Genomic DNA, 26414 nt, shown 5'->3' on the forward strand with positions numbered 1-26414 from the left:
GCTCCGGCAACAGCGGCTCGATCACCGCCCACAGCTCATCGCTGACCTCCCACGGCTTCGCGCGAGCCATCCTCACCCCCAACGAGCGCGATCACCTACCCCTCCACCGTGCCACACAAGATCACTCTGAAAGGACCTCTAAGACGAGCCACCGCCCGTCTTCGGATGCGTCGTAGCCCCTTCCGCTACCCCACCGGTGCTGGATACCGATCACTGTCGCGGCAATGCCAGCGCGCGGGTACACGGTGCCGTGGGCCCCTGGGTCGGGCAGCGAGTCAGACGACCTCCACTCCAGACAAAAGGTCCGCACGAGAAATGAAGAATCACTCTTTCGAGTGGCGAGATGATTGCCGCCTGCCTCGAAGGGCAGGGTTCAAGTGCTGAATATCCGCAGATCCTAAGGTCATTGGCGATCGGAAATCTGGCGATGAATTCCATCAACCAGAAACCCCCCAGCAGTCAAGATGAGATCCCACTCCCCGCAACCCCCGGGGAGTGGGTCGACGCCAAAGCGGATTTCGGTCCGGGTTGTCTCAAGATTCTTGGTCACCCTGTCATGGAGGATTGGGAGGATCCCTACATGGCAGACCTCGCTCGCATTGCCACGTCGCGAAGGGGGCGGGTGCTCGAAGTGGGGTTCGGCCTCGGAATCTCTGCGGGTTACGTTCAGCAGGCGAATGTAGATGAGCACGTCATTATCGAGGCGAATGCGGATGTATTCGATCGACTATGCGCATTCGCCCGCTCGGCTGATCGCCCTGTGCGACCCCTGTCTGGGCTTTGGCAGGACGTCTGCCCGAGCCTGCCCGGAGGATGTTTCGATGGAATCCTATTCGACACCTACCCTCTCACCCGAGAGGAAGTTCACAGAAGCCACTTCCTATTCTTTCGGGAAGCTCATCGCCTGTTGCGTCCGGGGGGAGTTCTGACCTATTACTCGGACGAGAGTGATTCGCTGGAGTCACATATGGGGCCGCTGCAAGAGGCCGGGTTCCAGGAGATTTCGTGGCACCTCTGCGCTGTGCAGCCACCACCGGAGTGCCTGTACTGGCAGAGTGGAACGTTCGTCTCCCCCGTTGTCGTCAAGACGTGACAGATAGCGGGTGCCATGTCGATGACGCGAGGCCGCCCGCGTCACCTCCCCGATCATCGGGAGACCGCCCCCCGTGGACCTCTTCCAGGGCGGTGTAGGCCATCGCCCTTCCGGTGACGAACACCTGGTATCGCCGAGTTCCGACAGCTCCCAGGGGGAGGCTCGCCCTCGCTGACATCGCACCCTCCTGCGCTCGGCAGGAGGTTCGAACCAGAGACAGGCGCTGGTGATGGCGAATCCGGTGACCGTGAAGAGCGCGCGGGTCCGTCGCGCGCTGCGTTGTGCGACGTCGACTGAACAGCCACTGACACCTGCCGCGGTCCCAGAAGAGCATCAGCACGTCCTCGCTCAGGGCGGCGAACGGAGTGGAGCAGCAGCCGCCGAGTATGTGACTACTGACGTGTGTGCGGCAGGCGTCCCGGGCTTGGGACCCGGCCCTTTCCGGCGCCACGTCCTGGGCGGCGAAGACGTACCGACGCCACCGGTCCGCGCAGGTGCTGCCGTTCCGCCACGGGCCAGTACGGCGCCACCGGAGGATCCGGTCAGCTGCCCTGATCTCGCGTCGGCGGCGCAGCTCGCGCAGCCGGGGACCGACCACTGCAAGCACCGCATCGGCGCCATCACTCATCCGTCCACCCTGCCCCGGTTTGCACTTCCCGCAAAGACCTCTGCCCGATCGCGAGGTGGGTGCACCTTGGCCGACGGAGGCGGTTCCGGTGACCGCAGACGCACGATCCCGGACGGCGACACCAGGACGAGCAACCGATCAGGAAACCGATTGGTCCGGTGCTTATCGGGGGGTCAGCACGCAGAACTCGTGACCGTCTGGGTCGGCCATCACCACCCAGTCGACGTCCCCCTGGCCGATGTCGATGCGCGTCGCCCCCAGGGAGACGAGCCGGTCGACCTCCGCCTGCTGGTCACTGCCGGCCGGTGGAGCGAGGTCGAAGTGCAGCCGCTCCTTGCCCGTCTTCGGCATCAGGGGTGGACCACCCCATGTGACCTTCGGACCGCCGTGCGGTGAGCGGATCGCGGTCTCCTGGTCCTGGTCCCAGACCAACGGCCAGCCCAGCGCCCGGCTCCAGAAGTACCCGGTCTCCTGCGAACCGTCGCTCGCCAGCGCGCCGATGAAACCGCACTCCGCGAGGAAGCTGTTGTCCGGCTCGATGACACAGAACTCATTGCCCTCGGGGTCGGCGAGCACCACATGCCCCTCCTCCGGGCGTTGGCCGATGTCGATGTGCCGGGCGCCGAGTTGGAGCGCCCTCTCCACCACCTGCTCCTGGTCGTCGAGGGACGTGCTCGTCAGATCGAAGTGCATGTGGTTCTGGCCTGTCTTCCGCTCCCGGGCCGGGAGAAAGCAGAGCCGGAACCCGGTGTCATCGCTCGGCCGCAGCGTGATGCCGTCGGAGGAGCCCTCAGCCGTCTCCCAACGAAGAAAGTCCGCCCAGAAACGCGCGAGACGGACCGGGTCGTGGGCGTCGAAGCAGAGCGCGTGCAGGTGAGAAGTCATTCGTACCTCTCCCGGTAGGGCAGGCGGGTCGTCCTGGAGCCTGCCCAGCCGGTGCCACCCGGTCAACTGTTCAACGCCCAGCGTTCGTTCGCTGCCGAGCCCGATCGCAACGGCGGGCTGTCCACGACCTCTCAGGCTCGCGCGGAGGCCGTCGAACGGGAGCGGTGTCCGGTCCGGTCCGAGGGCCTCGACAAGAAGCCGGCCGTAGCGGATCTTGCGGCCTTGTTTCTGTACCAAGGAAGCACTGCACCTGCTGATGCCGACACCGCCCTGGGCGCGGGCCGCTACCGCTCTCCCCCATTACCGTCTTCGTACCCCGCAACGGGGTTACCGGCCTTCGCAGTTGGCATGACTCCCTCCCCTTGTCGAGTACATGCCCCGGGGGGGTCCTGCGTTGTTGATGGGTTGGATGGGCCGTCGTACGGTCCGGAGGCACTGGCAGACCGCTGATTAGCCCCGCGGGGCTGCATGGGGCAGTGCGAGCCCTCCGTCTCGGGGCAGCGGCCGGTGGGTCAGTGGCTGACCAATCATTATGCGTTTCAGCCCACGTTCACCAGCCACGACTGAAAAGTTGGGCCGCGCGTGAAGAGCGAGCACCTGTGCCCGTGTACAAGTGCACACGGGGCGCCTCGGCCGGGCTCGCGGCGGACCCCTGAAACCCATCATCAGGGGGGCCAATGACGTCAGCGCCGTGGCAGAGTGCACCGGCTGGCCATCGGCTCCCATCGGCCCAGCTCAAGCCAATCAGGGCCCGTTACTGACCTGCGGGGACCAATCGATCCGATCAGCGTGACCGGCACGTGAAGGCGCTGGTCGGGCCGGGGTCGCGAGACTAACCCCATACCAATGATCCTGAGCCTTGTCCCGGCCGCTGCTCTGCAAGGCGTTCGACTCTCTTGAGGACTTTGAGAGGACCGCAGCCGCGGCGCAAGAGCGCAACAGCGCTGGTCGGTTCGGGGCTGCGGGGCCTACCCGCCGGTCCTTGGTCCTGCCGCGCGCCCCGTCAGGGACCGCCGTCCGGGGGACTCGTCACGTTCTACGATCCTCCCTGCCGGCCCACGGCACGACGTCCTGGCGCTCTGCCCCGTCTTGTACGCGGACCGTCCGTGTGCCTGATTCCGAGGGGGAAACCCGTGTCCATGCTTGCTCTGGTGGTTGTCCTGCTGCTGCTTCTGGTCGGCCTGATGGCCGTCGGTGTGCTCGGCCACGCCGTCTACCGCCATCCAGCGCTCAAAGCGCCGTTGCCCCTCGCCCTGACCGGAGCCATGCTGCTGACCGCCACGGTCTCCACCGTGACCACCGTCGCCGCCCGGTGACCCCGTGGGGCAACCCCCGAGCCGCGCCGGCGCGGGATGATCAGGCGCATCACCCGCCGCACCTCCCCCAGGAGCGGACAGCCCGCCTCCCACGAGGCCAACAGGGACTGATCGTTCTCAAGTTCACGGTCGGCAACCCCACCCGGACCGGCTCCGGGAACCGGCCGGAACCTACCTTGTCACCCAGCTGGTGCCGCTGCTCGACGCGATCGCGCCGATCCGGGGGCAGCGGGGACGGCCTCGCCGCAAGCCGCGGCACCTGTATGCCGACCGGGGCTACGACTTCGACAAGTACCGCCGCCTGCTGTGGAAGCGCGGCATCAAGACCATGATCGCCCGACGCGGCGCGGCCCACGGCTCGGGGCTCGGCAGGACGCGCTGGAGAAGGAAGCCGCCGAGCACATCAAGAGGGCGTACACCAGCCCCGGCAGCACCACTCCGAAGAACCCGAAGAAGGACATCCCCGGCAGCACCGCGAAGCGTCCGCTCACGCGCCTGTTCGAGGAGAAGCGCCGAGAGGCCAACCGGAACCTGTCCATCAAGACATGCAAGGACACCTGGGGGAAGGACTACTCCGAGGGCGGCAAGTACGAGTGCGACGAATTCCCTCCGTCCTCGACGTACCAGGGCTCCGCTCAGCCCCGGTACGACAAGAACGCACCGGCGGACAACTACTCCGTGCTGCCGATCCCCGCGGATGACAACAACCGCGGCGGCAAGATCATCGCGGGGTTCTACCAGAAGAACCGCATCATCGACGGGTCCGATGACGGCTTCACCGTAAGCGTGAAGTAGCCCACTTCCCGCATCCCGGCAGGGAGGCCGCCCTCCGCGGCCTTTCTGCCGGGCGGCCTACAGCGGCCAGAACCGCAGCAGATACTGCTCCACCCCGTGCGGGACACCTTCCCGGGCCAGAACAGCCGCCTCATCGCGTCCCCGGCAGTACACCCGCAGACCCCACTGCCGCTCCAGCACCCCCAACTCCAGGGGCTCAGGCTGCGCACCGCTCACCGTGACGAAGGACAGCTCGCCCGACGGGCAGAGGATCTGCGTCTCCTCGCCGGCCTCCCACACCGCATCCGGCCGTTCCTCAGGTCGTGCGTCCCAGATTTGCGAGGTCAGCGTCGCGCTGTGGGTGTGGCCGCCACTGCGCACATCGACCCGCATCTCGAAGGACCTCAGAAACGATGAGCCCTCCCAGTCGTCCGCATCGTCCGGGAACGGGACCGGAACCAGATCGACGTCAGCCTCCTGCACACAGAACTCGTGAAACTCCACACCCACATACCGAGTTGATTCCGCGATCAGCTCAGCCATCAGCGAGCTCCCCTTCCGTAACATGACCCGACCCCCGACCCCCAGTGTGCTGGGCCGGCGAGGAGCCGCCGCTGGGTGACCGTCACCGCGCACGCGACCGGAACCCCGGGACGTGGGCCGGGCTGGTGTAGGCGACCCGCATACGGCGGCCCTCCTCGCCAGTCCGCACACCCGCACGGCGATCCGGTCCGGGCCCGCCACCAGATGCCGTCGAAGACCTGGCGGCGATCCCGGGGCCGCCGCCCCGTCTTCGGCTCGGCGTAGGCGACGCACAGCGGCTTCGTCTGCTGAGAGAAGGGCACTTTGTCTGCTGGCGAGGCTGCCGGGACCGTCGTCGCTGGTCGGAGGTGCACATCACCCGCAGATGTGCACACTTCTGTAAGGTGGTGTGCATGACGGAGACGGCCTATTCGATTGTGGAAGCCCGCGCCCGCCTGGGCGCCATCGCACGCGAAGTCAGCGCCACCCGCGAGCCGGCCGCCATCACCGACCACGGACAGACTGTCGCGGTACTGGTCAGCCCCGCCGACGCCCTCGAACTGCAGGAACTGCGGGCACTTACCGCCTACCGCGCCCGCCAGGCACGCGGCGAAGACGCCGGTGTCCCGCACGAGGAGGCGCGCCGCCGCGTGTTCGGCGGAGCTGGGGCGTGAGCTATCAGGTCGTCTGGGAGCCCGAGGCGCTCGCCCAGGCGGAGCGGCTGGCCAAGGACGACCCCGCCGGAGTGCGGCAGGTCTTCACCGCCGTCGACCACCTCGCCGAAAACCCGCGGCCCGACGGAGCGTTCGGCAGCGCCGACCTGCTACGCATCCACGTCGGTGCCTACCGCGTCATGTACGAGATCAACGGGCAGCAGATCCGCGTCAGTGCGATCCACCTCGGACGCGTGCGCTGACCTCTCTCACACACACGCCAGACCTCGCGTCATCCAGGACGCGCATGACTCCTGATGTTTCCGGAACAGGTGCTCGCGGTCAGCTGTCTTCGCTGCGGCCACCTCGCCGTGGCCGTTGCGCGAACGCTTCAGGGATGAAGGGTGCGCGGCTATCGGGCGAGATGCCATACGACGGCAGCGGAGACTGCGCTGGCGACCAGCCCGATGAGCCGGCGAGGCATGTGCTCTACGCGAACGCGCAGCAGGCGGAGACCTCGATGGCGGGCATGGTTCGTAGAGGGTGCCGTCGCGGAGCATCGCGTAGAGCACGTTGATGCGATGGCGGGCGAGGCGGAGGAGGGCTTGGCGTGGGTCCCCGGCACTCAGCCGCGAGTAGGGGTTGCACCTGCCGCACACGTCAGTGAAGTGCGGCCGAACTGGCCATGCGACAGGTGGGAGGACCGGTGAGCGTGACCAACCGCGCACCTCTCCCATCCGATTGGTACGCACGACCGTCATGCGGACCCGGCTACGTGCCATTGCACCACCATCTGCAGCAGCCCGACGGCTGCAGGACGTACCCAACGAAGCGCCGCGCCCCGAGCAGAGTGACCGCCGCATGTGCGGCCCCTTCACTCCGGAGAAGCCAGTCGAACGCTCCACGACACAAGACGCCTTCCCGGCCGTCTCGTTACCCGACGAACCGGGTGGTATGCACGGCACAGGGCTCCGGGAAGAGCTACGCCATAGTTCTGGCTGCGGTGCACGAGTTGGATCGGCTGACCCGTATTGAAGCGGCACTCTCAGAGCTGATCGGTACCGCCCGGGGCACTGGCCTGGTCGTCCCGCACCGCCGCGAACCCGGCCAGGCCGAACTCCCCGCATGGAAAGAGGAACACAACACCTCCCACCGCAAGGTCCGCGCCCGCGTCGAACACGCCTTCGCCCGGATGAAGACCTGGAAAATCCTCCGCGACTGCCGCCTCAAGGGCGACGGCGTTCACCACGCCATGCTCGGCATCGCCCGCCTGCACAACCTCACGCCGGCCGGATGAGCGGGCAACGACGCTGGCCAACCAGCATGCCGTAGATCATTTACGGGACAACGCTTAGCCATTCAGCACAACTAAAACCATCAAGTTTCTGGAATAGAACCCGTATGCACGCCCGTGCTCTGAGTAAGACAGCAGGCCACGGACTCGTACGTGGGGCCTCAACTCACGTCGGGCCGGCGGGAGTCATGTTCCTGCTCTGGTGGATTCAGCACCGCTGAACACCCCATCTCCCTGTGGGGCCCCGGCTCGGGGCCCCACAGGCCGAGCGGCTGCTGACCGGCTCCGACGGCCCTTCCGGTGCGGGGGCTAACCTCCTCAACCTCCCCGCCCCGCGCCCGCTGCGCAGTTCGGGCGCGGTCTTCGCTGGCGTAGTCGACGTGTCCGCCGTGCGGGTCGAGTGCCGCCATACAGTGCCAGCAGTTCCAGACGCGGTGGCCCGGCCGCCGGAGCGGCCTCCGCAGTTACATCCCATGATCAGTTCCTCTCTCGTGGTGGTCAGGACGCCTTGGACCCGGCTTTCTTCGCGTCCCACTCGGCGACGGCCGCGCACGCCTCCGCGCGCGAGCCCGGGTTCACGTCCTGCTTGCCGGGTAGCGCGAGGATGATCTGGTGGGCCACGGGCGCACGGTAGGGGCACGTACGCCTTGGCCCCGGGTCGGGCATGGTGCGTTTGCAGTGGTTTTGTGTGTCTCAAAAGGGGGTGTTGCGAAGTTTTGGGGGCGAAATAGTGTGCTGCGCGGACCACCCGACTGTCAGGAGGCTTCATGCGAGTCAGACGGAAGATCGTCGCCTTATTGGGGGCAACGGCTTGTCTACTGGGAGGCACCGTCACGGGCGCTTCAGCAGCGAGCACAACGGGCAGCGGAGAGGCGAGAGCGGCAGCCAGTCCCTGCGACTACCGGTCGTACACGAACAACTCGTCGTCCTGGGGCTACTTCAACGGCACCTACAACCTCAAGACGCGTCCCGCAGCCGAGTGCGGAGACGTCGCGCGCATCAGCAGCGGGACGAAATTCTACGTGTGGTGCTACGTCTACAACTACTACGGCAATGTCTGGGTCTACGGGCGCAAGGCCGGGACTCAGACCCAAGGCTGGACGTCCGGGGACAACGTCACCTATGAAGGCGGCTCGTTGAACCACTGCTGACAGACCCGCGCTGTCTGAAGGCTGAGGCCCCGAGCCGGGGCCTCAGCTGCGCCGGATCTGAACGGCGCCCAAACTGCCCCGGGCCCGACCAACCGAAGTCAGCGACACCCCCGCCGCCGAGGAGATCGCCTCACGCGAACTCGGCGCCCGCAACAGCCCGTACGCCAGATACACGCTCGCGTCGATCCGAACCGGAGAGTCCGAACCCGGCTGCCACGACACCCACTCATTCACCAACTCCGGCAGATGCGCCGCCAGACGCACCCGCCCTTCCCGCCACTGCTGCGCCACCGGCTCGGCCCGCAGCAACTTCCCGGCCCGCGCGGTGACCGGCTGAACGAAGGGCGGCAGCGCCTCCGCCCCGATCGTCCCCTCACGCTGGAGCGCATCCCACGCCGTGCGGATCGCCAGTCACCATGTCCCCGCCGTAGTTCTTCTCCACCAGTATCAACGTCGCGTCCGTCTCATACGTCAGCGCGCACGCGGCACGAGCCCACTGGTCCGACGACATCCGCCGCGTACGGTCGTGCGTGAAGTACAGCCGCTGATCCACCCCCAGGAAGCCGGCCGCCACCCCGGCCGTGTCCTTCCCACCGCCCGACGGGTCCACCGCGACCGCACGCCGCACCGCCTCCGGCGGCGCCGGACAGTAGGCCGCGGCCGTGTCCGCATGGGTGAGCAGCGCACCAGCGGCGGGCTGCGGGTCACCCTGGTACAGCGCGCCCCAGTCGCGCGGCGTGCTGGTGCGCCGCTTGTCGTGCCAGTGAGCCAGCAGCTCCTCGCGCGCCTCGTCGGCGAGCGCCGGATGTCAGCGGCTCCCCAACCGCGCGACCCAGTGGGTCGTCTCCTGGGTGGCGAGCGCGGCCAGATGCACCACCCGCCACCGGCCACCCTCGGCCACGGTGCCCTCGTGGTCCAGGACCCGCCCGGCAAGGTCGTTGGGATGCCACCGGGTCTGTACGAGGACGACGGGCACGCCGGGACGCAGCCGGGACAGGAAGACGCTGCTCCACCAGTCCCACACGTGCTCGCGCATCAGCGCGGAGTCGGCCTCACGCCGGTCCTTGTGCGGGTCGTCCACGATCCCGACCCCAGTGATCGGGTAACCCGTCAGGCCGCCACCGACGCCGACCGCGCGCACCCCGCCGCCCCCAGTCAAAGACCACTCGTACGCCGTCTGTTCGCCGCGCTGGAGGTGCGGGCCGAACGCCTCGCCGTGATCGGCCACCAGGCGGCGCACGGCGCGGGACTTCTTCGTCGCGAGGCTGCCCGCGTACGAGGCGATGGCGATGCGGTCTGCGGGGCGGCAGGCGAGCCACCACATCGGGAGCAGCTCGGAGACGAGGACGCTCTTACCGATCTGCGGCGGGGTGGTGACCAACAGCCTGTCAGCGTCCGGCCCCAGCCCGGCGAGCGCTTGTGCCGCGAACCCCCGCCCAGCGCTCAGCCCGCGGGTGTTTTCGGGCAACGAAGCAGCTCGGATTTCCCCTCCGACTTTCACGGCCCATACGCACTCCGGAGTAAAAGCCAGAAGCCCGGCCCCTCCTTCGGGAAGACCGGGCTTCTTACGCCGGATTGAGGAGCGCCGCTGAAAGCTGGGCCAATGCCCACAGCCACGGCACGCCAAGCACGGGCCCGGCCTATGCCTGCTATGCGGCCAGACCCGCCTCGTCGGTGGCCGTCAGGGCGCGCGGACCGGCCCCTCCTGAATGAGGGGCGGCACCTCGCCAAGGCTCATGTGCGAGTGAACGCGGGGTCCGTCGCCAGGTGCCCGGGGGCTGGGTCATCGCAGAGAAGATCACCGATGACACCCTGCCGAACTGCGCACCATGGCCACCGAGATCCACTGCGGGCCCGCCATCGTGGTCCTCGGCATCGAGCACGACGGCAAGGCGCAACTCGCCGCCGCGCTGGCCCCCAGCCTCGTCGACGACGGCCCCACCGCCGCGCCCGTCCCCGCCCGCGCCCCGAAGGCGATCGGCGGAGGAGGCGGTGGAACCGGCGCCCTCGCCAGCGCCGGCGGACGCACCCCCGCCTACCTCGGCGACGCCCTCGACCTCGCCGCCGAGGACGCCGCCAGCCTGCTCAGAGGTCGGTAGGAGCGTCAGTCCCCACGTCACCGAGCAACACGAAGGCGGCCCCTCCCCGGCCCCCGCGCAGGGGGTGGAGGAGCCGCCTTCGTCCGGCACGTCGACGGAACGCCCGGTGCGGGTGCGGCGTCCGGTTCTCCAACGTGCGCGCAGCCAAGGAGACCGGGGCCTCGGTGGAGAGGGCCGGAGGTGACCCGCCTCGGCCTCAGCCCCGGTAGAAGACCAGCATGCTGCCCGGGTTCTGGGGTTCGCGTTCGCAGTGGACGACCGTGACGTGGTGGCCCACTGCCTCGTCCGCTATCTTCTGGGTCTCCTTCGTGTGGCAGTCCGTCGCGGCGTCGCCCTGCGTGTCGAAGAAGGGGAGGTCGGCGGCCTGGGCGGCTCCGATGCCGAGGCTGGAGAAGGCCAGGATGCTGGCGGCGGCGACTGCTGAGCGCTGGAACTTGCGCATGTTTTCTCTCCTTTACGTGCATACGTGCATACGTGCAGTGGTGCGTGCGAGCCTCTGCGGCGCACGGGCCCGCTACTCGCGGAGCGCGGCTGGTCGGACCGGCCCCGCGGTCGGCCGGGGTCGTGTCCGACCGTGGCAAAGCGTTGCGCTTCGAGTTCCTCACGGGCACTGGGGAGTGGATCACACGAACGGGTGGAGCTCCAAGCGCTCACGGTCCCTGTTACCGGGCTACAACAGACCAGCCGGAGTCGATTCCCCGCGTGCCGGCCCGAGGCCGAAGCGGAACCCGCTCGGCTGCTACGGGAGTTCAGAGGTCGACCTCCGCCCACGCCGTCTGGCCCGAAGGCGGCCGATCCAGTACGCCGCAGCGCACCACGAAGTACGTGAGGAGACCGGGCCCCTGGCCTCGCTCGGAGCCTTCGGCGGCTGGCGGCACCGGAGCCGACAGGTCGGGTCGCCGTTCGCCCACAGGTCCGCGACTCCGATGCGCAGGGTGTCCGGCAACAGCAGCTCCGGCCCTGTCGTCATCCATAACCGGAAGCTACGTCCGGACACCCGCACAGGCGCGGCGGCGTGGGTCGTCAACTCCGCGACGAGAGCCGCCACGGGCGCGACGCCGCTGCCATCCGGCCGCCCCCGGGGACGCGGGGGGGGGGCTGCGTCGAGGGCAACCGCGCCAGCCGGGCGCCCCGTGGCGGCGGGCTGAGGAGCGGCTCCTCTCCGGTGAGCTGCGCGTCCCGCAGTTCCCTTTCGGCCAGCTGGCCGTAGGAAATGACACGCCCTTGAGACTCCGGCTGAGTGACACGGTCTGAGACAGCGAGCGGAGCCCCAGGTCACAGCATCGGCACCTGACAGCGAAGGTGAGAACCTACGGACCCATTGGGCTCAGCGGAGAGGGGCGGGGCTGTCCCGTCTCCAGGGATCTGGCCCACGTCTCAGGAGATCTGGTCGATTCGCTCGTGGTCTCAGGCGCGAGCTAGTCCCGGACGCTCAGGAGGAAGAAGCCCGCACCTAGCAGCACGACCGCCACGATCACCGGCGTCACGAGCTGCCAGGGAATGCCCAGCCACACCGCCGGCAGCCCCACACCGAAGGTGGCTGCCAGGTTGGTGAAAAACAGCCCCTTGCCGGCCCCGCTCCAGGTGAAGCGGCCGGGCCTGCGCGGCGCGAGGAGACGTGCCGCGCCGAGGACGAGGCCGAGCACCGCGAGCAGGCCAAGGCCCGTGCCGCCGGCGGCGAACATCTGGGGCTCGTCGCGCGGCTCATCGGACGTCTTCTGTCGGACCCCGCCCTTGGTGAGCGCGACCACGTCACCGCGCCAGACCGTACCAACGGCCTTGTCGCCCTCCTGGAGCGCCTCCAGGAGCGGTCCGGGATCGCCGAACTCCAGCTCGCCCTGGAACCGCTGGCTGTCCACGGTCGCCCGGAACTCGCTGCTCCTCCCCCCGCGATCGACCACCGTGTCCACGATGTTGAGCTCGACCTCCCGCAGACAGTCCTCCCACCACGCATCCGGCGTCGAGCCGACCGCGCAGCGCTCGGCCGCACGGTACTCCTCGTACCGTGCGACGTGGGCGGGCAGCAAGTCAGTGAACACCAGGGCGCAACCCACCGCCGGGACCACGGACACCACGATCACCAGCAGCCCCAAGACCCGAGTCACCCCGGCCCGGAAGCCCGTCACTTCCCTCAGCTCGGTCATCTCCCCCGCCCCCCGCCGCTCAGAGGCCGAGTGTCCCGGCCTGTCGGCGTATCCTCCCTTGCCGGAACCTGCTACGTCATGCGAGGTACTGGCAGGCCAGCACAACACTTCCATGCCGGACACAGGCAATCAGCGGACGCGCACTCAGCTCTGCTTGACCGCCGAGAGGCCGAACATCAGCCTGACCCCTCATGCCGCGAGCCGTACGTGAGCTGCGTTCAGCCGGACCGCCGTGTGCCCTCGGTGGTCAACCCGCCGCCTCGCACCACCGTGCGGTTGCCGACACCAAGCCGCCCCTTCCGCACTGGTCCAGAGGGCGGCTCAGGTTTTGCGGCGTGCCTGAGGAGGCGTACCCGGCGGCACCGGAGAAGGCCCAGGGCGCGGCGGAGAACGGACAGGTCGCTGCCGGTCCAGGGCAGGCGAACGACCGCGTCCTGAGCGGGGCTGGCCCACTCGGCAAGATATTCGGGCTGCTCCTGACACCAACGCAGGTCCACCCGTGCCCGATAGCGGTCCTGGACGACGACGCGGTATACGGCGTCGCCCAGCGGGACCAGCGCCGTCGCGCCGAGGCTGGTGGGCTGGAAGTCGACCTCGGCCGCGTGGGCGAAGATCTCCGCCCGCGTGCGGGAATCCAGCTCGGCGGCGGGGAGGCGTCCGGTGAGCGAAAGCCGGCGGGGGGCGAGTGAGCGCGGGTTGTGAGGGGCTGGACGCGGCAAGGCGATGCCCATCTCGGCGCAGTAGGCGTCGATGGCGAAGAGCATGGGCTCCACTTCTGCGCCGAAGTGCCGGTGGGGGCCGTCCGGTTGGCCCGGGCAGGAGTTGTAAAGCACCCCGTAGGTGGGGCCGGAGGAATCCTCCTGGTGGGTGACGAGCCAGCCGTGCCGGTGGTCGAGGTGGTGAGGGCTGTTGGTCGGTCCGCTGATGAGCAGGCAGGTGCTGTCGGGCAGGTCGGCGCGGACGTACCACAGCTCGCCGAAGTCGACGTCGCAGACCAAGCCGAGGTGCTGCCACAACGGTTGTGTGACATGGGCGAACTGAGCCCATCGGAGCCGCCAGCCGGGGTGGTTGACGTATCGGTGTTCGGGCAGAGGCGCGAGACGGCCGGTCATCGCGAGCAGGGCGCTACCGCCTGGGGCTGGCGGAGGGAGCGACGGGGGCCTCTCCCCAGGCGGGACTTCGCGGCGAGTTGAGGTCGGCAGGCATCGTGGCACCTTTCGGTAGGGGGGCGGATTGTTGAGTGCGGGAGGATCCGGTCAGCGATACCGCGGTGGGGAGTGAGCAAGACGCGTCCGGGCGCGGGGCCCAACTGATCAGCACGAGCAGACTTCCCCTTCTTCGCCACCGATTCGGTCAAGCGGCGGAAAGGGCAGCCCCGGGGCGGGGCAGGGAGCGGTAGAAGTTCATTGCTGGGCTGACCCGGGTGGAGGCAGCAGCGCTCCGGGAAACGGCGTCCCGGGCGGTAGGAGTCACTGGCATCACGCCCCGAACCGGCCCCCGAGAGGGTCAGCGCCCCCTACCGGGCGGGTGCGAGCCAGCGGCCGGTGCCGCGGTGCCAGGGCGTAGGCACGGCGTAGCGGGCCTGACCGGTGGAAGCGGCCCCGAAGCGCCAGCAATCCGGTCCATGCACCACTGCAGGGCTCCTCTACGGGTGGGGAAGCCCCCCTCGCGCAGGGTGTGGGTCCACGCCTGGGTGTCCAGTTCCATGACCACGACGCGGTAGGGCGAGGGCCGCCCGTCCAGCGCGCGCAGCACGGCGAGTATCACCATGTCGTCCGGGTCGTCATGGGTGTAGCTGTAGCCCATCCCCATCCCGCGCGAGGCGCCGCTCCAGGGCCCGGGTCGTCTCGTCGGCCGACGCGGGTCCCAGGCCAGGGTTGAGGCCGATGGCGTCGGGCGGGCAGCCGCGGTGGATGAGCCAGGACTGCGCCATCGCGGGCAGCGGCAACGCCGTGTGCTCGAAGCGGAACGTGCGGGTTCGAAAGTCCCGTTCCAGGACCAGACCAGCGAACTGGGAGGCACCCGGGTGGCAGAAGGTTGCGTCCGAGTCGTGCAGGACGTAGAAGCTGCGTGTGCCTCCGCGAGGTGATGCTCGGCGATCGGGATGAGGTCTTCTTCAAACCCGCCGATGCGGTGCAGGAAGTTCTCGGCGGTCCGCTCGTCCGCCGCGAAGCCGTCGAGCCGGCAGTCCAGTTGCGGTGTACGCGGTCTGCCGGGCTGGGGTTCGGTCACGAACATGGGGCCTTTCGTTGGACGGGGACGGCTACTGACCGCCGACGCCCTGACCGGGGACGAGGTGGCCCAGGAACTGGAAGCCCGCCCGATCCGCACCCGCCCGTCTGTATAACTCCCAACACCCGACAGGTCACCCGCACCCCGAGCCACAACGACCGGCATTCCCGCATCGGCACGCCTGCCCGGACCCGGCACCTCCGCGCAACAGCACCGACAGCACAACCCCCGGCATACCCACGTTCCGCCTTCACACCGATCCTTCCGGCGAATCCGCTGGTGACCACTGCGTGCGCACGGGCGGCTTACGCAGGCGTCTGTGGCCGCTGCACAACGATCGCCGAAGCAGGCGCCGCTGCCCGGGTACAGCCCCTCTTCCGACGGCAAGAGTGGCAGCCGCAGCCCCGCCTCCTCCTATTCCCGCCCCTGCTCCTCCCCCAAGGGCCCGAACCGGCCCGGCGTCACGCCCCCGCCGAAGCTGAACCTGGCCTCATCCCCTGCGAGTTGCTGTGAGCCACCACGACTTCCACTCCCGGGCCAACGGCCCCTCTCCTAAGCCCCACCAACCGCCCGCAAACACTCCGTGAGATCGCCCCGCGGCATCTGGCCGTGCAAGGCGACCCCCGACACGTGACCGAGTACCTGCTGGCCGCCGGATGGAGCGACCACTCCGCCCCCGGCTCCCCCACGTCCTCCTACAAAGCCCCGACCAACAGGTGCAACTCGCGCTGGAGCCCAACGAGCCCGAACCACGGGACAGCTGGTGGCGCATCACCTCCCCCGGTCGCCACGACCGCCGGTGGCAAGCGTCCTTCGGCGCGAACACGCCCGTGGAATTCGTCGGGGCATTCACCGACAACCTGACCGGCCCCGCTGTGCAGCGATCTGGGAGAACCTGAACGACGACGGCTGGCGACTCGGACATCGCGAGGACAACCGTTTCGCCATCTCCCGGACAACACCGCGCTCCTCGCACTCATCCGTGTCCCCAGCGCCCAAGGCGCCCCGCACTTCCGGTGGAAAGCCGAAACGATGCTGCACCATGACGATGGCGGCGCAGAGTGGGTGTGGGGCGCCCAAATCGACAGCGAGGCACCCGCGCACGCCACCGCCGCGTTCGCCGCCGCCCTCGCCGACCCCGCACCCCTGCTACGTTCCGGCGACCTCCCCGGCTACCTCTACGGCCGGATCATCTCCCCCACCTCGGCCATCACCCCCGAACAGCAAGCAACAGGCCTACCAGGCACGCCTCGCGTACGCCCGTCGTAGTACCCCCGCCAACACCCCGTACGCGAGCCAGGCCCCCCTGCAACCCGCCCCCGCCGCCCCCACCGCTAAGTGGTCGGCGCCGTAAGTTCTTCGGGGGGGGTGATCATGCCGTCAGTGCGACGGAGGATTCTTCGTGGCGATCGGCGGTGTGCCGGTCGGGCCTGGCCAGCAGATCGTCCAGGTCGGAGGCGGTGAACCTCCACTGGAATGGCTTTGCCGTGGCGTTGTAGCGGTCTTCGAAGTCTCGAAGCGGGTCTCTGGCCTCGCCCCAGTCGGTGAAGTCGTTGGGCGAGACCACCTTGCCCTAAGCGTTGTCCCGTAAATGATCTACGGCATGCTGGTTGGCCAGCGTCGTTGCCCGCTCATCCGGCCGGCGTGAGGTTGTGCAGGCGGGCGATGCCGAGCATGGCGTGGTGAACGCCGTCGCCCTTGAGGCGGCAGTCGCGGAGGATTTTCCAGGTCTTCATCCGGGCGAAGGCGTGTTCGACGCGGGCGCGGACCTTGCGGTGGGAGGTGTTGTGTTCCTCTTTCCAGTCGGGGAGTTGGGCCTGGCCGGGTTCGCGGCGGTGCGGGATGACCAGGCCGGTGCCGCGGTAGCCGCCGTCCGCGATGACCATCGTCTTGCCGACGGCGCCCTTCGCGCCGGACAGTTCCCACGCCTTGCAGTCGTTGCGGTTGCCGGGCAACGGGCGGCCGACGGCGACGACGAGCCGGGTGTCGGCGTCGATGACGACCTGGTGGTTGGTCGAGTAGCGGTAGTTCTTCGACTGCTCGGCGACGGCGTGGTCGCGGGTGGGGACCAGGGTGCCGTCCACGATCAGCACGGCGTCCTTGCGGAACCGCTTGCGCTGCTGGAGGGCAAGCGCGGGCCCGAGGTGGTCGATGATGCGGTCGGCGGCCGGCTTCGACACCCCGAACAGCGGCGCCAGTTGGCGCAGAGTCAGGTTCGTGCGCCAGTAGGCGGCGACCAGCAGTACACGGTCCTCCAGCGGCAGGCTCCACGGCCGGCCCCTGCGCACCGGATCGGCGCCCTCGCGCCGGAGCGCGGTGATCAACTTCCCGAACTGACGCACACTCAACCCAGCGAACGGAGCTATCCAGGACAGCTCCGACGCCGCGATCACACCAGCCACAACGAGATCGTCTCATCCGTCACCAGCAGTTACGGGACAAGCCTTACCTGCGGGAGAAACGCCTCTCACTGGACCGGTTTTCGCCCGGCCGCCGACCATGCGGTCGGTCTCCGAATGAATTCTGCGGAACCCCGATAGTCTCGCAGAGAACGAACAACTTGCCCGGAACTGGACGCCCTCACCAGGCACGTCCGGTCCTTTGCCCGGATGCCCACCGAGCGCGAGGGCGAACATCTACCGGAATAGCTCGACGCCGTTCGGCAGGACAATCTGCCGCTCCTCCACACCCTGGCCGCAGGTATCGACCGCGACCGTGATGCCGTCACGGCCGACCTCACCCTGCCCTGGAACTCCGGCGTCGTCGAAGGACACGTCAACCGGATCAAAATGCTCAAGCGCCAGATGTCGGCCGAGCCAGCTTCGATCTTCCCCGCAAGCGTATCGTGTCCTGCTCTACTCATAGAACATCGCCTTCTGATGGCTTCCGAGCCCTTCGCGGGTGTTGGCAGACCAGGCTTACGCCGCCATGAAGCGGCCCAGCTCGCGTGACTTCTGCTGAAGGGCGGCTGCCCAAGCCCCCTCAGAGGGGCCCGGGACCGTCGGGACCAGAACATCCCTGAGGCCGCCGACCTCAGCGAAGCCCGCCGGCTGCCATTTCATCTCGATGCCTGCTCGCTCCGCCAGGACCAGCACCGTGGCAACGAACCCCTCGGACAGGGCAGCCATGACTGCGTGACTCGTTTCCCGGTGCCACGCGAGCAGGGCGTCGACGAACGCTTTGAACACAAGGGGGTCGATCCGGCACTCGTCAGCCTGCATGGGCCCGATACCGGACGGCAGACCCAGCTCGGCTTGGTAGACGCTCACCTGACTCATGAACAGCCGGGACGCCCCGTTGGACGGGTTCCATAGGGTCTGGTCACCCATGTCGTAGTACTGGCTCAATGCAGCCCCTCTCTACTGGTCATACCGGTCAGCGTCATGAGCACATGACATTACAGTGAGTCAGTCCTCCGCTGAGTAGACCCGGAGCGCGGTGCGGGGATTGCTCCCGGTCCGTTTCTCCGGACCTCTCGCCGAACCCGCCGTGCGTCTCTCAACGCAACGGGCTCTCCACGGTTCTGCCGTCAGGCGGGGTGCGCAGGCTGCCATGGGTTGGGGATCGTGCTGGCCCGGTATCGATAGCGGCTGACCGTGACCAATGCGATCCGGAACAGCTCGATCCCGTCTACCGCGATGGGTCGCCACGGCCCGGTGGCGGTGGTGAAGCGGCGGCGGACGTCGCCGCAACTCCATCGGTGACGTTCCCGCCGCATGCGGATGAGACGCCACCACACGAAGGCGTCGAGCCTGTCGAAGACATGCTTGGCGACCGCGTGCTTGAAGTAGTTGGCCCAACCGCGCGTGATCTGAGTGAGTCTCTTCAGCACGGTGGCAAGATCCTGCTGCGATGTCCTGCCTGTCATGGGTCCTTTCAGAATGTGGGCATCTTGCGGGTGCGGATCATGCAGTGGGTGAGTTGCAGGAAGGCGTCGTGGATGTCGTCGCGAGTCTCCCAGCGGGTGCGCGGGCGGCGGGGTCCGTGGAGCCGGGCGATGGCCGCTTCGGCGACCTAGCGGGTGCGGCCCAGGCCGGAGCCGTGCTCGGTGCCGCGGCGGGCGATGACTGGTGTGATGCCCCGCTCGGGGAGTCGGTGCCGGTAGATGTCTTGGTCGCAGGCACGGTCGGCGTACAGTCATCGGGGCCTGCGGCGCGGGCGGCCCCGTCTTCCGCGTACCGCCGGTACCGCATCGACGAGCGGCAGCAGTTGGGTCACATCGTTGCGGTTCCCGCCGGTGAGTGACACCCGCAGTGGGGTGCCGTGCGTGTCGGTCAGGACGTGATGCTTCGAGCCCGGCCGTCCCCGGTCAACCGGACTCGGTCCGGCTTTTGGGCGGCTTCGCCCCCTCTTCGCCTGCACGTGCGAGGCATCCACCGTCGCCCGGGAGAAGTCCAGCCGGTCCGCCGCCCGCAACCGGGCCAGCAGCACTCGCTGCAACTCCTCCCACACACCGGCCTCCTGCCATTCGGCCGGCCGCCGCAAGCACGTCGGCCCCGACCCGAAGCCCAGCTCCTGCGGCAGGTACTCCCACTGGATACCGATGCAGAGCACGAACAAGACGCCTTGCAGCGTCTTGCGGTCATCGATCCGCCGTCGGCCCGGATGCCAAAACCGCGCTGATGCCTGGGCAGCAGCGGCTCGATCACCGCCCACCACTCGTCAGAGACCTCCCACGGCTTCGCCCGTGCCACCAACACCCCCTACACCGCGCTCAGATACCTCTCCCCAACGTGCCACGCAAGATCATTCTGAAAGGTCTCCATTAGACGAGAGCATCTGCAAGAAACCCCGTTGCTCTCAACGAAGTTGAGAGCAACGTCAGTCCAGCCACCTGCCGCCCCACCGGAAAGCGCCCGGCCCGCTCTCACCCAACCTGCAACCCCAGCCCACTTCCACCCCTACATCCCAGCCCACCTACTGGCTTCAACTACTGCCGTCAGCGCCCTGGCTCGGGAGGATCGCGCGCCGCTCATCGCTCCACCCGCGCGGCGCCACTAGCTTGATTCTGTCGGGGATCTTGGGGCTTCCGAGGTCAGGTGCCCAGGGTTCGCCAGGACTTCAGCCGGGGTATCTCGCGCTGGTCGAGGTAGTTCTGGAAGGAGGTCGGTCGTCGGGGCATGAGGGTTTCCTCGGCCGGTGGCAGTCCGCTGAGTCGCTCGATGTCGACGGCGATGGCCGTCAGGACGTGCTGGATATGTGCCTTCCCCTGTCCCCGGTAGCGGCAGCGCCGCATGCCGTGCCCGTGGGCGAACTCGTTGACCGTGCCCTCCACCCCGGAACGGACCGCGTATCGGGCCTTCCACTCGGGCGTCTGCTGTTCGGCGCGGACGTGGAGTTGCAGGTCACGGAGTTCTCGCGGGGGAAAGCCCACGGTGCGGGCGCTGTCGGCGGTGCTGGTGCACTGGGCGCGGGCCGGGCAGGGACGGCACTGGCTCTTGGCGAACCGGGCCACGATCAGCGGGGCCGCAGTAGGCGAGGAGGTCGGATAGGGGCCGTGCCGGCCCGCGCTGACCTGCCCCTTCGGGCAGGTGACCTGCTGACGGTCGTAGTCGATGTGGAAGTCGTCCCGGGCGAAACCCTCGTTCCGGCGGTGCTGGCGGGTGGGGTTGCTCCGCAGCGGCCCGGAGACGGTGACCTGGTGATCACGGGCGGCTTGTTCCAGGTGGGGCAGGGAGGTGTAGCCGGCGTCGACCAGGTGCTCGGCGGGCAGCAGCCCGCGACGCGCCAGGCGGGTGTGGATGCCGGGCAGGACCTGGCTGTCGTGGGTGGTGGCCGCTGTGGTGGCCACGTCCGTGATCACATTGGGGCCGTCGGGAGCGCAGGCCTCGGTCAGGTGAGCGGCGAACCCCTTCCAGCTGATGATGTGTCCGTGCCGTGCGTAGCGGGCCGTGGTGTCGTAGGGAGAGACGATCGCCCGGGACGAGGGCGGCAGTCCGGGCCCGCCTTCCTTCTCGGCAGTGCGCCAGAGCAGGTGCCCTGCCTCGTCACGGTGGTAGTTCTGCACCATGATCTGACGCAGGGCCTGGATGCGAGGACCGGACGCGCGGTCTGCTCCGTGCCGGTCGAGGTGTTCCAGGAGCCGGACGGCGTCATCACCGGTGGCCAGGATCCTGGTCTTGGGCTTGGTGGGGTTCTTGCCCAGACGGACCGGCCGGCCGTAGCGGAGCCCCCGGTCCTCGTCAACCAGTCCGTCGAGCAGGTGCGGGGAAGAACCGGCGACTTCTTCGAGTGCGGCGCGGACGGCCTCGGTGATCAGCTCCATGCGGGTCAGGTCGCGTACCGCGGCCAGGACGTGGGTGGAGTCGGTACGCTGCGTGGTGCGCTCGCGCACCAGCCCGGCCTCCTTGAGACGCGCGAGCGCGAGATCGAGGAGGCCGTCAGCACGGTCGTCTTCGGCGAGACGGCCGCGGAAGTCGGTCAGCACACTGTGGTGGAACCCGGGATCGTCCAGCTCCATGGCCATGGCGTACTTGAAGTCGATGCGGCATCCGACCGCCTCGGCGGCTTGCCGGTCCGACAGGCCGAGCAGGAACTGCAGCACACAGACGGTGGCCAGCTGAGCGGGCGAGAGCCCCGGACGCCCGTCACACGGGTACCAGTCGACGAAATCCTCGTCGCACCACAGACCGTCGAGGCGGTCCCGCACCCATATCGCCGTCGTGCCGCCCGGGTTGCTCGCCCGCGCGACCTGCGCAGTCAGAGACGGGACCTGCTCACCGGAACGGGGACGGAGGGACAACGGGCACCTCGACGGCTGCGACGGTCATCGGAACCACCCGAGCATGCCCGTTGATCATGCTGCCGCGTCACGAAACTCCAAGATCCCCGACAGAATCAAGTTAGAGACAAAGTGCCGGTACTCGTGCAGGTCCCAGCCCGTTCCCGCCACGCCCCCGACAGCCGTGTGCGCGTCCAGGAGGGCGCGAGCCTGCCCGTACGACAGCCGGACCAGCCCGGTGTCCGGGCACACGTCGCGCGGGCTGACGACCTTCCCGGGGCTTGGCTTGCGGTGGGTGACGAACACCGGCCCGCGGGTACGGCCCTTGATCAGGCGGGGCAGCAGCCGGGGCAGCAGGCGGGGCAGCAGGCGGGTGGTGCCGGGCTGGCCCGCCTCTGGATGAGGCTCCCCCCTCGCCGCACTGCGGCAGCCCCTGCCGTACGCCCCTCCGCCATCTGTTCAGGTCAGGGGCGTCCTGTCCTGGTCGAGGTTATCCATGCCTTGATCGTGTCGGCGGCACGTGTCGCCTGATTGATCTCTTTCACCCCGGCGGTGAGGAGGGCGGCATTATTTCGACGGAGACCGGTCAGGCAGTCCTCACTGCCTTTGGCCGCCTGCGTTATGAAGGTCTTCCAGCTCGGCTGGATCTGAGGGGCCGGGGCGGGGAAGTAGGCGTCGGCGTCCTTGGCGATCTTCCCGAACTCGGTGCAGATCACCGGGAGTCGGGACGTGATCAGCGCAGCACCGTCCGAGGACTTCTGTGCCTCTGGCCCCAGAGCACGCAGCTTCCCGAGGTTGTCGTCGTAGCGGGCGAGGAGGTCTAGGCCGCCCAAGCTGTACCAGGCTTCTGCCTGCACTGACGCTTCCTGGGCTGCGAACCGCGGGTGTGTAACGGGCCTCGCTCTGCCCGGCGCTGTGGCGCTGTTGCCATGGAGTTCCGGCGAGGACAGAAGAGCAGCGGGAACCCCGATGGCTCCCGCGCACAGCGCCCCTACGGCCAGGCGGCGCAGGTTCAGCCTCCGGGACTCGTACCCGGCCTGAGCGGAGGCCGCAGGGTGGGTCGACCGCCGAAATGCCCGTCGGGCGACGGAGATGGCCGCGGCCGCGACAATGCCTCCGATGGTGACGAGGATGAGGAGCATGCCCAGGAGGTACTGGAATGCCTGCCAGGTCCCGGCCGGCCTCCAACCGCAGGTGGAGAGGAACGTGCTGATGCCCTGAAGACAACCGTCCGACGCAGTCAGCGCCCACACTCCGCTGTAGCCCGCCAGCGCGGCGGTATGGGCCGCGGCAAGCGCGGCGATCAGCCGGTAGCGGCCAGCGAGCAGACTCGCGGTGAGAGCCGCGACCGCGGCTCCCGCAAGAAGAGCAGCGCTCATCCCGTACTGGTACAGCAGAGCACCGGCAACCCCCCGGAGCCGGACCGGTGGCTGCCAGGCATGCATATGGGCCTTGATCCCCACGATGCCGGCCCAGCACGCAACTCCGCCGAACAGTCCGGCGGACAAGGTTCGGCGCAGTGGCGGCAGAGGCCCGTCAGGGATTAACGGCTTGTCGGGGTCCGGCGCCGTGTCGCGTCGACGGACTGCGGACAGAGGGTGAACCGTCCAGGCCAGCAGCGGCAGCAGCCACAGCACGGCGACCGCCGGCAGCGCGAGCGGGACCGCGACGGTGGTGCTCAGCAGCGCCACCGCACGTTCAGCCGTGGTGAGGATCGCGGTGTTTTCCCCTGTTGGGTCCAGCACCAGTCCGTCGTTTCCTGCCCCCGGGACGTTGGTCAGGAGTCCGGGTACGTTCGCCAGGATCACGCCGTAGTTCTGCCACCACCAAAACCATGCGCACAGTGCCAGGCACGCTCCCGCCAGCGTCAGCATCATCGGCGTGCGGATCGTCCGACCTCGCCAGGCAGTGACCCAGAGATGGGAGCACTGGGTTACCCACCAGGTGAACGTCAGTCCCGCGAGTGCCAACAGCAGCAGCACCACGGGCTCGCCGGGCAGCCACCGGAAGATGGCGATCCGGTTCCCGAACAGTTCACCGACCGTCATTCCGATGCCGAGCCACAGACCCGCCCACGCCCCGGAGAGCCTGCGCCGCCCGTTCAGCAGCCGATGTACCGTCGAACGCCACAGGACCGTGCCCGCGATCCCGGTGACCAGCACGGCGCAAGGAAGCGCCATCGCCACGTTCCACTCCCACTGGCCCACGCGGTGGGAGCTCCCGGCGAAGAACCACAGCTGCCCGTTGACCATGACAACGGCGGCTCCCGTCAGGAACATCAGCAGACCGGGCACCTCGAACAGCGGCGTGGAGTCGGCCAGGGCCTCCCGCCGCAAGTCCCACCGCGGGTGCGTGCGCCAGACTTCCGTGAACGAGCGCAGCGCGCCAGGCAGCACCCGCGCGGGCGGAGCCGGCTCGACGAAACCCCAGACACGTGGATTCGCACCCCAACGGGCAGCGGTGAGGTCGGCTTGGAGCTCCCGGCTACGCAGAACGTCCGACCTCGCGAGGTAGACGACCACCGTCATGAACACGGGGAGAACAAGGGCACGCCACGCCGGAAGCAGAACCTCATAGGGCGGCGTCTCGGGAGCATAGGAGTTGAAGACGAGGATGGCGAAACCCACCGCGTAGGGGACGAGTACGGCCGCGATGAACGTCCTCCACAGCGCGACGGTGGCGTAGGTGAGCGTGACGTCACGATTACGGATGTGGGCCAGCTCGTGCAGCAGCACCGCGTCGAAGTCCTCCGGCACCGTCGTTCTGCGAGCGAGGAGACCACCGTGCAGGCACACTGTCGGACGGCCGGTGCGTCCGAACACCGCAGCGCCGGTCGAGGCGGCGGACGGGTCCACGACGACGCGCGGCATCCGCTTCAGCCCGGTCGCCTGTGCCAAGTGCGTCAAGTGCCGCAGGATCTGGCCGTCGTGATCCACCGCTTCCAGGGAGACGACCCGGTTCCCGCGCGCTTTCCAGAGAGGAAGGACGAAGAAGAGCCCGCAGGCCAGGACCACCAGAACACCGGGCACCGCAGGCCCGACCCACCAGGACACCATTCCGTGCTCGTCGACGCACGCCCGGTAGGCAGCGCTGCGGAGAACGTCACCAGGGGGCACCTCACCCGTGCCGACACCGGCCGCGCTCAAGCAACTGGCGCCCTTGTTGAGCCCAGCGGCGGTGAACGCCACCGGCACCAGAGAGACGCCACTTGCGAGCATCAGGACGACCAGCAGCACAAAACGCATGGTCGTGCCGGCCGGTAGCGCCCGCTCGCCCGACCACGCCCGAAGAGATCCGTCGGTGGCCATGCCCCTCAGCTTCCGCCCGAGGGGCTGCCGTCAGCTGGATCCTCCCGTCTTTCCGGAGCCGCGCCCGCCGACGTGAACGCCAGCCTGGCCACCACCGCATCAGCGACCGCCTCCGCACACTCCACGGGTAACCCGCGGTGCGACGCGCTCTCCAGCACGCGCGTGCGCACCTCGGCGAGCTGCCCAGCAGTCAGCGGGGGAATGACCAGCGGCTCGTCAGCCCTGCGTAACGCCTTGCGCAACAACCCCCGGGCGCCCCTGAGTGAACCGTCCACCGCAGACTCCGCGAACTTCCTCACGGTCTGGTCAAGCACCAGCCACACCACCGGCGTCACAAGCGCCGCCATCTCGCCCAGACCGAACCCGAGAGGCTCCCGACGCCCACCACGGCCACTCAGCCGCCGCACCGCCGTCGCGTCGTCGAACAGGGCTAAGCCGTCCACCAGGACCAGCTCGGCCGGTGCGACCACCGCAACCACATCGCGGACCACCGCCCGCACCCTGACCTGTCCGGCCCTGTCCATGCCACCAGCGGATGTACCTGCTTCCCAGACCATGACGCCCCCACGAATCGGTCGCACACAGTATGACCATGACAAGGCAGGAGAGTACTGGCTCGACTTCGGCCTCGGGGAACAGCGGAGCAGCCGATATCGGCTGCTCCGCTGTTCCCCGAGGCCGAAGGTGCTGATTTCTGGCATCGACCCCAGCCGTTGCAGAGGTTCGGCCGTGGATGCGCGATCTGGACAGCGAGCTGGCCGTGCTCGCCGAGGATGAGATGGCGGCACTGTCCGGCTGGAAGGCCGAACCGTGAGCCGAGAAGCGGGGCGCAGGCGGTGGAGCTTCGAAGGGAGCAGCATCCGCTTGGCGGCGGGCCTGGGAAGCCGGCTTTGTGACCGGCCGCTTCCCGATAGGGTGAAGCGGTGGTGGAACCTGGGACTGGGAGGGGCTTGTGAGCGAAGCGACAGCGGACCACGGTCCGGGCATTCCGCAGCCGCCGGCGACCGCCGACGCCCTGCGCGATGCCCTCACCGCGCTGTATCCGCAGGCACTGCCGCAGTTCGACCGCGAACTCGCCGCCGCCAAGACGGCCGCGCGTAACCAGCTCTCCCCCACCCCGATGCGGCAGATCCTCGGCCAGTGGGCCGAGCGTGTCGCCGCCGAACGCCTCGGCACCGCCCGCCGCATGGAAGAACTCGCCCGCCAGGCCGAGAAGGCCGACACCCGCGAGGCCGTACGGCCGCTGCTCGCCGAGCTCGCTGGCCTCCAGCATGCTGCCGGGCAGGAGGCCCGCCGGGCGTGAGCGGCTGGGACTGGGAGTACACGCCCGACCGGGCCCAGGTCACTGACGGGCTGCCCGAGCACATCGTCGCCGCCGCCGAGCGGACCGCCGAAGACCTCAAAGGCCTCGCCGAGGTGGGCGTGGACATCACCGACATCGGCCACGGCCCGGACCACGGTGGGCCCGGTGGCGTGCGCCGCATCGACCTTCCCACCGGCGGCTGGGTCCTCGTCCTGCCTCTCCCCCGGCTCGGCCTGATCGAGATCACCAGGATCGTCCCGCCGGTCGAACACCTGTAACCAGGCCGTGCGA

General features: G+C 68.6%; 27 protein-coding genes and 5 pseudogenes. 14 read left to right on the forward strand and 18 right to left on the reverse strand.

Features of this window, described 5'->3' with window-relative positions; genetic code table 11:
- Nucleotides 1-343 precede the first annotated feature (343 nt).
- Complete coding sequence (locus NMN56_RS26175; protein ID WP_274043124.1) at nt 344-1093, forward strand: class I SAM-dependent methyltransferase; 750 nt, start codon at nt 344-346, stop codon at nt 1091-1093.
- 790 nt (nt 1094-1883) lie between these two features.
- On the opposite strand, the gene NMN56_RS26180 is transcribed toward NMN56_RS26175, so the two are convergent.
- On the reverse strand, nt 1884-2606 hold the full coding sequence (locus NMN56_RS26180) for a VOC family protein (RefSeq protein WP_274043438.1): 723 nt from the start codon (nt 2604-2606) through the stop codon (nt 1884-1886).
- Between the two features lie 1133 nt (nt 2607-3739).
- Here NMN56_RS26180 and NMN56_RS26185 point away from each other — a divergent pair.
- The 3 genes and pseudogenes from NMN56_RS26185 to NMN56_RS26195 all read left to right on the forward strand — a co-directional run bounded on the left by NMN56_RS26185 (nt 3740) and on the right by NMN56_RS26195 (nt 4717).
- Nucleotides 3740-3922: a hypothetical protein gene (locus tag NMN56_RS26185; RefSeq protein ID WP_274043125.1), complete on the forward strand. Its 183-nt coding sequence runs from the start codon at nt 3740-3742 to the stop codon at nt 3920-3922.
- 178 nt (nt 3923-4100) lie between these two features.
- Nucleotides 4101-4304 (forward strand): annotated as a pseudogene (locus NMN56_RS26190) (IS5/IS1182 family transposase); the annotation flags it as partial.
- Complete coding sequence (locus tag NMN56_RS26195; protein WP_274043126.1) at nt 4229-4717, forward strand: NucA/NucB deoxyribonuclease domain-containing protein; 489 nt, start codon at nt 4229-4231, stop codon at nt 4715-4717. The pseudogene NMN56_RS26190 and the gene NMN56_RS26195, both read left to right, overlap by 76 nt.
- 57 nt (nt 4718-4774) lie before the next feature.
- Here the strand turns inward: NMN56_RS26195 and NMN56_RS26200 are convergent, their stop codons facing one another.
- Nucleotides 4775-5239, reverse strand: a complete 465-nt coding sequence (locus tag NMN56_RS26200; RefSeq protein WP_274043127.1) for a hypothetical protein — start codon at nt 5237-5239, stop codon at nt 4775-4777.
- Nucleotides 5240-5631: 392 nt separating this feature from the next.
- On the opposite strand from NMN56_RS26200, the gene NMN56_RS26205 reads away from it, so the two are divergent.
- The 3 genes and pseudogenes from NMN56_RS26205 to NMN56_RS26220 form a co-directional block, all read left to right on the forward strand.
- Entirely contained in the window at nt 5632-5892 is a 261-nt protein-coding gene (locus NMN56_RS26205) for a type II toxin-antitoxin system Phd/YefM family antitoxin (RefSeq protein WP_274043128.1), read from the forward strand.
- Nucleotides 5889-6134: a type II toxin-antitoxin system RelE family toxin gene (locus tag NMN56_RS26210; protein WP_274043129.1), complete on the forward strand. Its 246-nt coding sequence runs from the start codon at nt 5889-5891 to the stop codon at nt 6132-6134. Before NMN56_RS26205 ends, NMN56_RS26210 begins: the two co-directional genes overlap by 4 nt.
- Before the next feature lie 806 nt (nt 6135-6940).
- A pseudogene (locus NMN56_RS26220) lies at nt 6941-7168 on the forward strand (transposase); the annotation flags it as partial.
- A gap of 495 nt (nt 7169-7663) precedes the next feature.
- On the opposite strand, the gene NMN56_RS26225 reads toward NMN56_RS26220, so the two are convergent.
- Nucleotides 7664-7786 carry a hypothetical protein gene (locus tag NMN56_RS26225; RefSeq protein ID WP_274043130.1) on the reverse strand — a complete coding sequence of 41 codons (123 nt, stop codon included), beginning with the start codon at nt 7784-7786 and terminating at the stop codon, nt 7664-7666.
- A gap of 146 nt (nt 7787-7932) precedes the next feature.
- Between NMN56_RS26225 and NMN56_RS26230 the strand changes: the two genes are divergently transcribed.
- Nucleotides 7933-8316 carry a hypothetical protein gene (locus NMN56_RS26230; RefSeq protein ID WP_274043131.1) on the forward strand — a complete coding sequence of 128 codons (384 nt, stop codon included), beginning with the start codon at nt 7933-7935 and terminating at the stop codon, nt 8314-8316.
- 373 nt (nt 8317-8689) lie between these two features.
- Here the strand turns inward: NMN56_RS26230 and NMN56_RS26235 are convergent, their stop codons facing one another.
- Nucleotides 8690-8944, reverse strand: coding sequence for a hypothetical protein (locus NMN56_RS26235; protein WP_280842751.1), 255 nt, complete (start codon nt 8942-8944; stop codon nt 8690-8692).
- A gap of 180 nt (nt 8945-9124) precedes the next feature.
- Nucleotides 9125-9784: a terminase large subunit domain-containing protein gene (locus NMN56_RS26240; RefSeq protein ID WP_274043133.1), complete on the reverse strand. Its 660-nt coding sequence runs from the start codon at nt 9782-9784 to the stop codon at nt 9125-9127.
- Nucleotides 9785-10145: 361 nt separating this feature from the next.
- Here NMN56_RS26240 and NMN56_RS26245 point away from each other — a divergent pair, with 361 nt between their 5' ends.
- Nucleotides 10146-10415, forward strand: coding sequence for a hypothetical protein (locus NMN56_RS26245; protein WP_274043134.1), 270 nt, complete (start codon nt 10146-10148; stop codon nt 10413-10415).
- Nucleotides 10416-10611: 196 nt separating this feature from the next.
- On the opposite strand, the gene NMN56_RS26250 is transcribed toward NMN56_RS26245, so the two are convergent.
- The 4 genes from NMN56_RS26250 to NMN56_RS43065 all read right to left on the reverse strand — a co-directional run bounded on the left by NMN56_RS26250 (nt 10612) and on the right by NMN56_RS43065 (nt 14365).
- Nucleotides 10612-10857, reverse strand: a complete 246-nt coding sequence (locus tag NMN56_RS26250) for a hypothetical protein (RefSeq protein ID WP_274043135.1) — start codon at nt 10855-10857, stop codon at nt 10612-10614.
- A gap of 976 nt (nt 10858-11833) precedes the next feature.
- Entirely contained in the window at nt 11834-12508 is a 675-nt protein-coding gene (locus NMN56_RS26255; RefSeq protein WP_283742510.1) for a hypothetical protein, read from the reverse strand.
- A 269-nt stretch (nt 12509-12777) separates the two neighbouring features.
- Nucleotides 12778-13671, reverse strand: a complete 894-nt coding sequence (locus tag NMN56_RS26260) for a hypothetical protein (protein ID WP_274043137.1) — start codon at nt 13669-13671, stop codon at nt 12778-12780.
- A 394-nt stretch (nt 13672-14065) separates the two neighbouring features.
- A complete protein-coding gene (locus NMN56_RS43065) occupies nt 14066-14365 on the reverse strand; it encodes a hypothetical protein (RefSeq protein ID WP_347178658.1) in 300 nt (99 codons plus the stop codon).
- A 1082-nt stretch (nt 14366-15447) separates the two neighbouring features.
- Between NMN56_RS43065 and NMN56_RS43325 the strand changes: the two genes are divergently transcribed.
- Nucleotides 15448-15690 (forward strand): SPDY domain-containing protein, encoded by a 243-nt coding sequence (locus NMN56_RS43325; RefSeq protein ID WP_430542714.1) that lies wholly within the window; start codon nt 15448-15450, stop codon nt 15688-15690.
- A gap of 79 nt (nt 15691-15769) precedes the next feature.
- Nucleotides 15770-16060: a DUF317 domain-containing protein gene (locus tag NMN56_RS26270; RefSeq protein ID WP_274043439.1), complete on the forward strand. Its 291-nt coding sequence runs from the start codon at nt 15770-15772 to the stop codon at nt 16058-16060.
- A 103-nt stretch (nt 16061-16163) separates the two neighbouring features.
- On the opposite strand, the gene NMN56_RS26275 is transcribed toward NMN56_RS26270, so the two are convergent.
- The gene (locus tag NMN56_RS26275; RefSeq protein ID WP_274043138.1) at nt 16164-16358 is read right to left on the reverse strand and encodes a hypothetical protein; all 195 of its coding nucleotides are present in this window, start codon (nt 16356-16358) and stop codon (nt 16164-16166) included.
- A gap of 64 nt (nt 16359-16422) precedes the next feature.
- Complete coding sequence (locus NMN56_RS26280; RefSeq protein ID WP_274043139.1) at nt 16423-17193, reverse strand: transposase; 771 nt, start codon at nt 17191-17193, stop codon at nt 16423-16425.
- Between the two features lie 159 nt (nt 17194-17352).
- On the opposite strand from NMN56_RS26280, the pseudogene NMN56_RS43330 reads away from it, so the two are divergent.
- Nucleotides 17353-17639 (forward strand): annotated as a pseudogene (locus NMN56_RS43330) (ISL3 family transposase); the annotation flags it as partial.
- A gap of 70 nt (nt 17640-17709) precedes the next feature.
- Here the strand turns inward: NMN56_RS43330 and NMN56_RS26290 are convergent.
- From NMN56_RS26290 to NMN56_RS26320, 7 genes and pseudogenes are all read right to left on the reverse strand, one after another.
- Complete coding sequence (locus NMN56_RS26290; protein WP_274043140.1) at nt 17710-18138, reverse strand: DUF6086 family protein; 429 nt, start codon at nt 18136-18138, stop codon at nt 17710-17712.
- Between the two features lie 182 nt (nt 18139-18320).
- The gene (locus tag NMN56_RS26295) at nt 18321-18659 is read right to left on the reverse strand and encodes a group II intron maturase-specific domain-containing protein (protein WP_274043141.1); all 339 of its coding nucleotides are present in this window, start codon (nt 18657-18659) and stop codon (nt 18321-18323) included.
- Nucleotides 18660-18667: 8 nt separating this feature from the next.
- A pseudogene (locus NMN56_RS26300) lies at nt 18668-19485 on the reverse strand (IS5 family transposase).
- A 341-nt stretch (nt 19486-19826) separates the two neighbouring features.
- The gene (locus tag NMN56_RS26305) at nt 19827-21533 is read right to left on the reverse strand and encodes an IS1182 family transposase (protein WP_274043142.1); all 1707 of its coding nucleotides are present in this window, start codon (nt 21531-21533) and stop codon (nt 19827-19829) included.
- A 111-nt stretch (nt 21534-21644) separates the two neighbouring features.
- Nucleotides 21645-21860, reverse strand: a pseudogene (locus NMN56_RS26310) (site-specific integrase); the annotation flags it as partial.
- A 116-nt stretch (nt 21861-21976) separates the two neighbouring features.
- A complete protein-coding gene (locus NMN56_RS26315; RefSeq protein ID WP_280842752.1) occupies nt 21977-24820 on the reverse strand; it encodes a M48 family metallopeptidase in 2844 nt (947 codons plus the stop codon).
- Between the two features lie 5 nt (nt 24821-24825).
- The gene (locus tag NMN56_RS26320) at nt 24826-25344 is read right to left on the reverse strand and encodes a hypothetical protein (RefSeq protein ID WP_274043144.1); all 519 of its coding nucleotides are present in this window, start codon (nt 25342-25344) and stop codon (nt 24826-24828) included.
- Nucleotides 25345-25772: 428 nt separating this feature from the next.
- On the opposite strand from NMN56_RS26320, the gene NMN56_RS26325 reads away from it, so the two are divergent.
- Together NMN56_RS26325 and NMN56_RS26330 are read left to right on the forward strand one after the other, a co-directional pair.
- Complete coding sequence (locus tag NMN56_RS26325) at nt 25773-26123, forward strand: hypothetical protein (protein WP_274043145.1); 351 nt, start codon at nt 25773-25775, stop codon at nt 26121-26123.
- Nucleotides 26120-26401 (forward strand): hypothetical protein, encoded by a 282-nt coding sequence (locus tag NMN56_RS26330; RefSeq protein WP_274043146.1) that lies wholly within the window; start codon nt 26120-26122, stop codon nt 26399-26401. The genes NMN56_RS26325 and NMN56_RS26330 overlap by 4 nt, the downstream gene beginning before the upstream one ends.
- Nucleotides 26402-26414: the final 13 nt, after the last annotated feature.

This window comes from Streptomyces iconiensis, assembly GCF_028657195.3.
GTDB classification, from domain to species: domain Bacteria; phylum Actinomycetota; class Actinomycetes; order Streptomycetales; family Streptomycetaceae; genus Streptomyces; species Streptomyces iconiensis.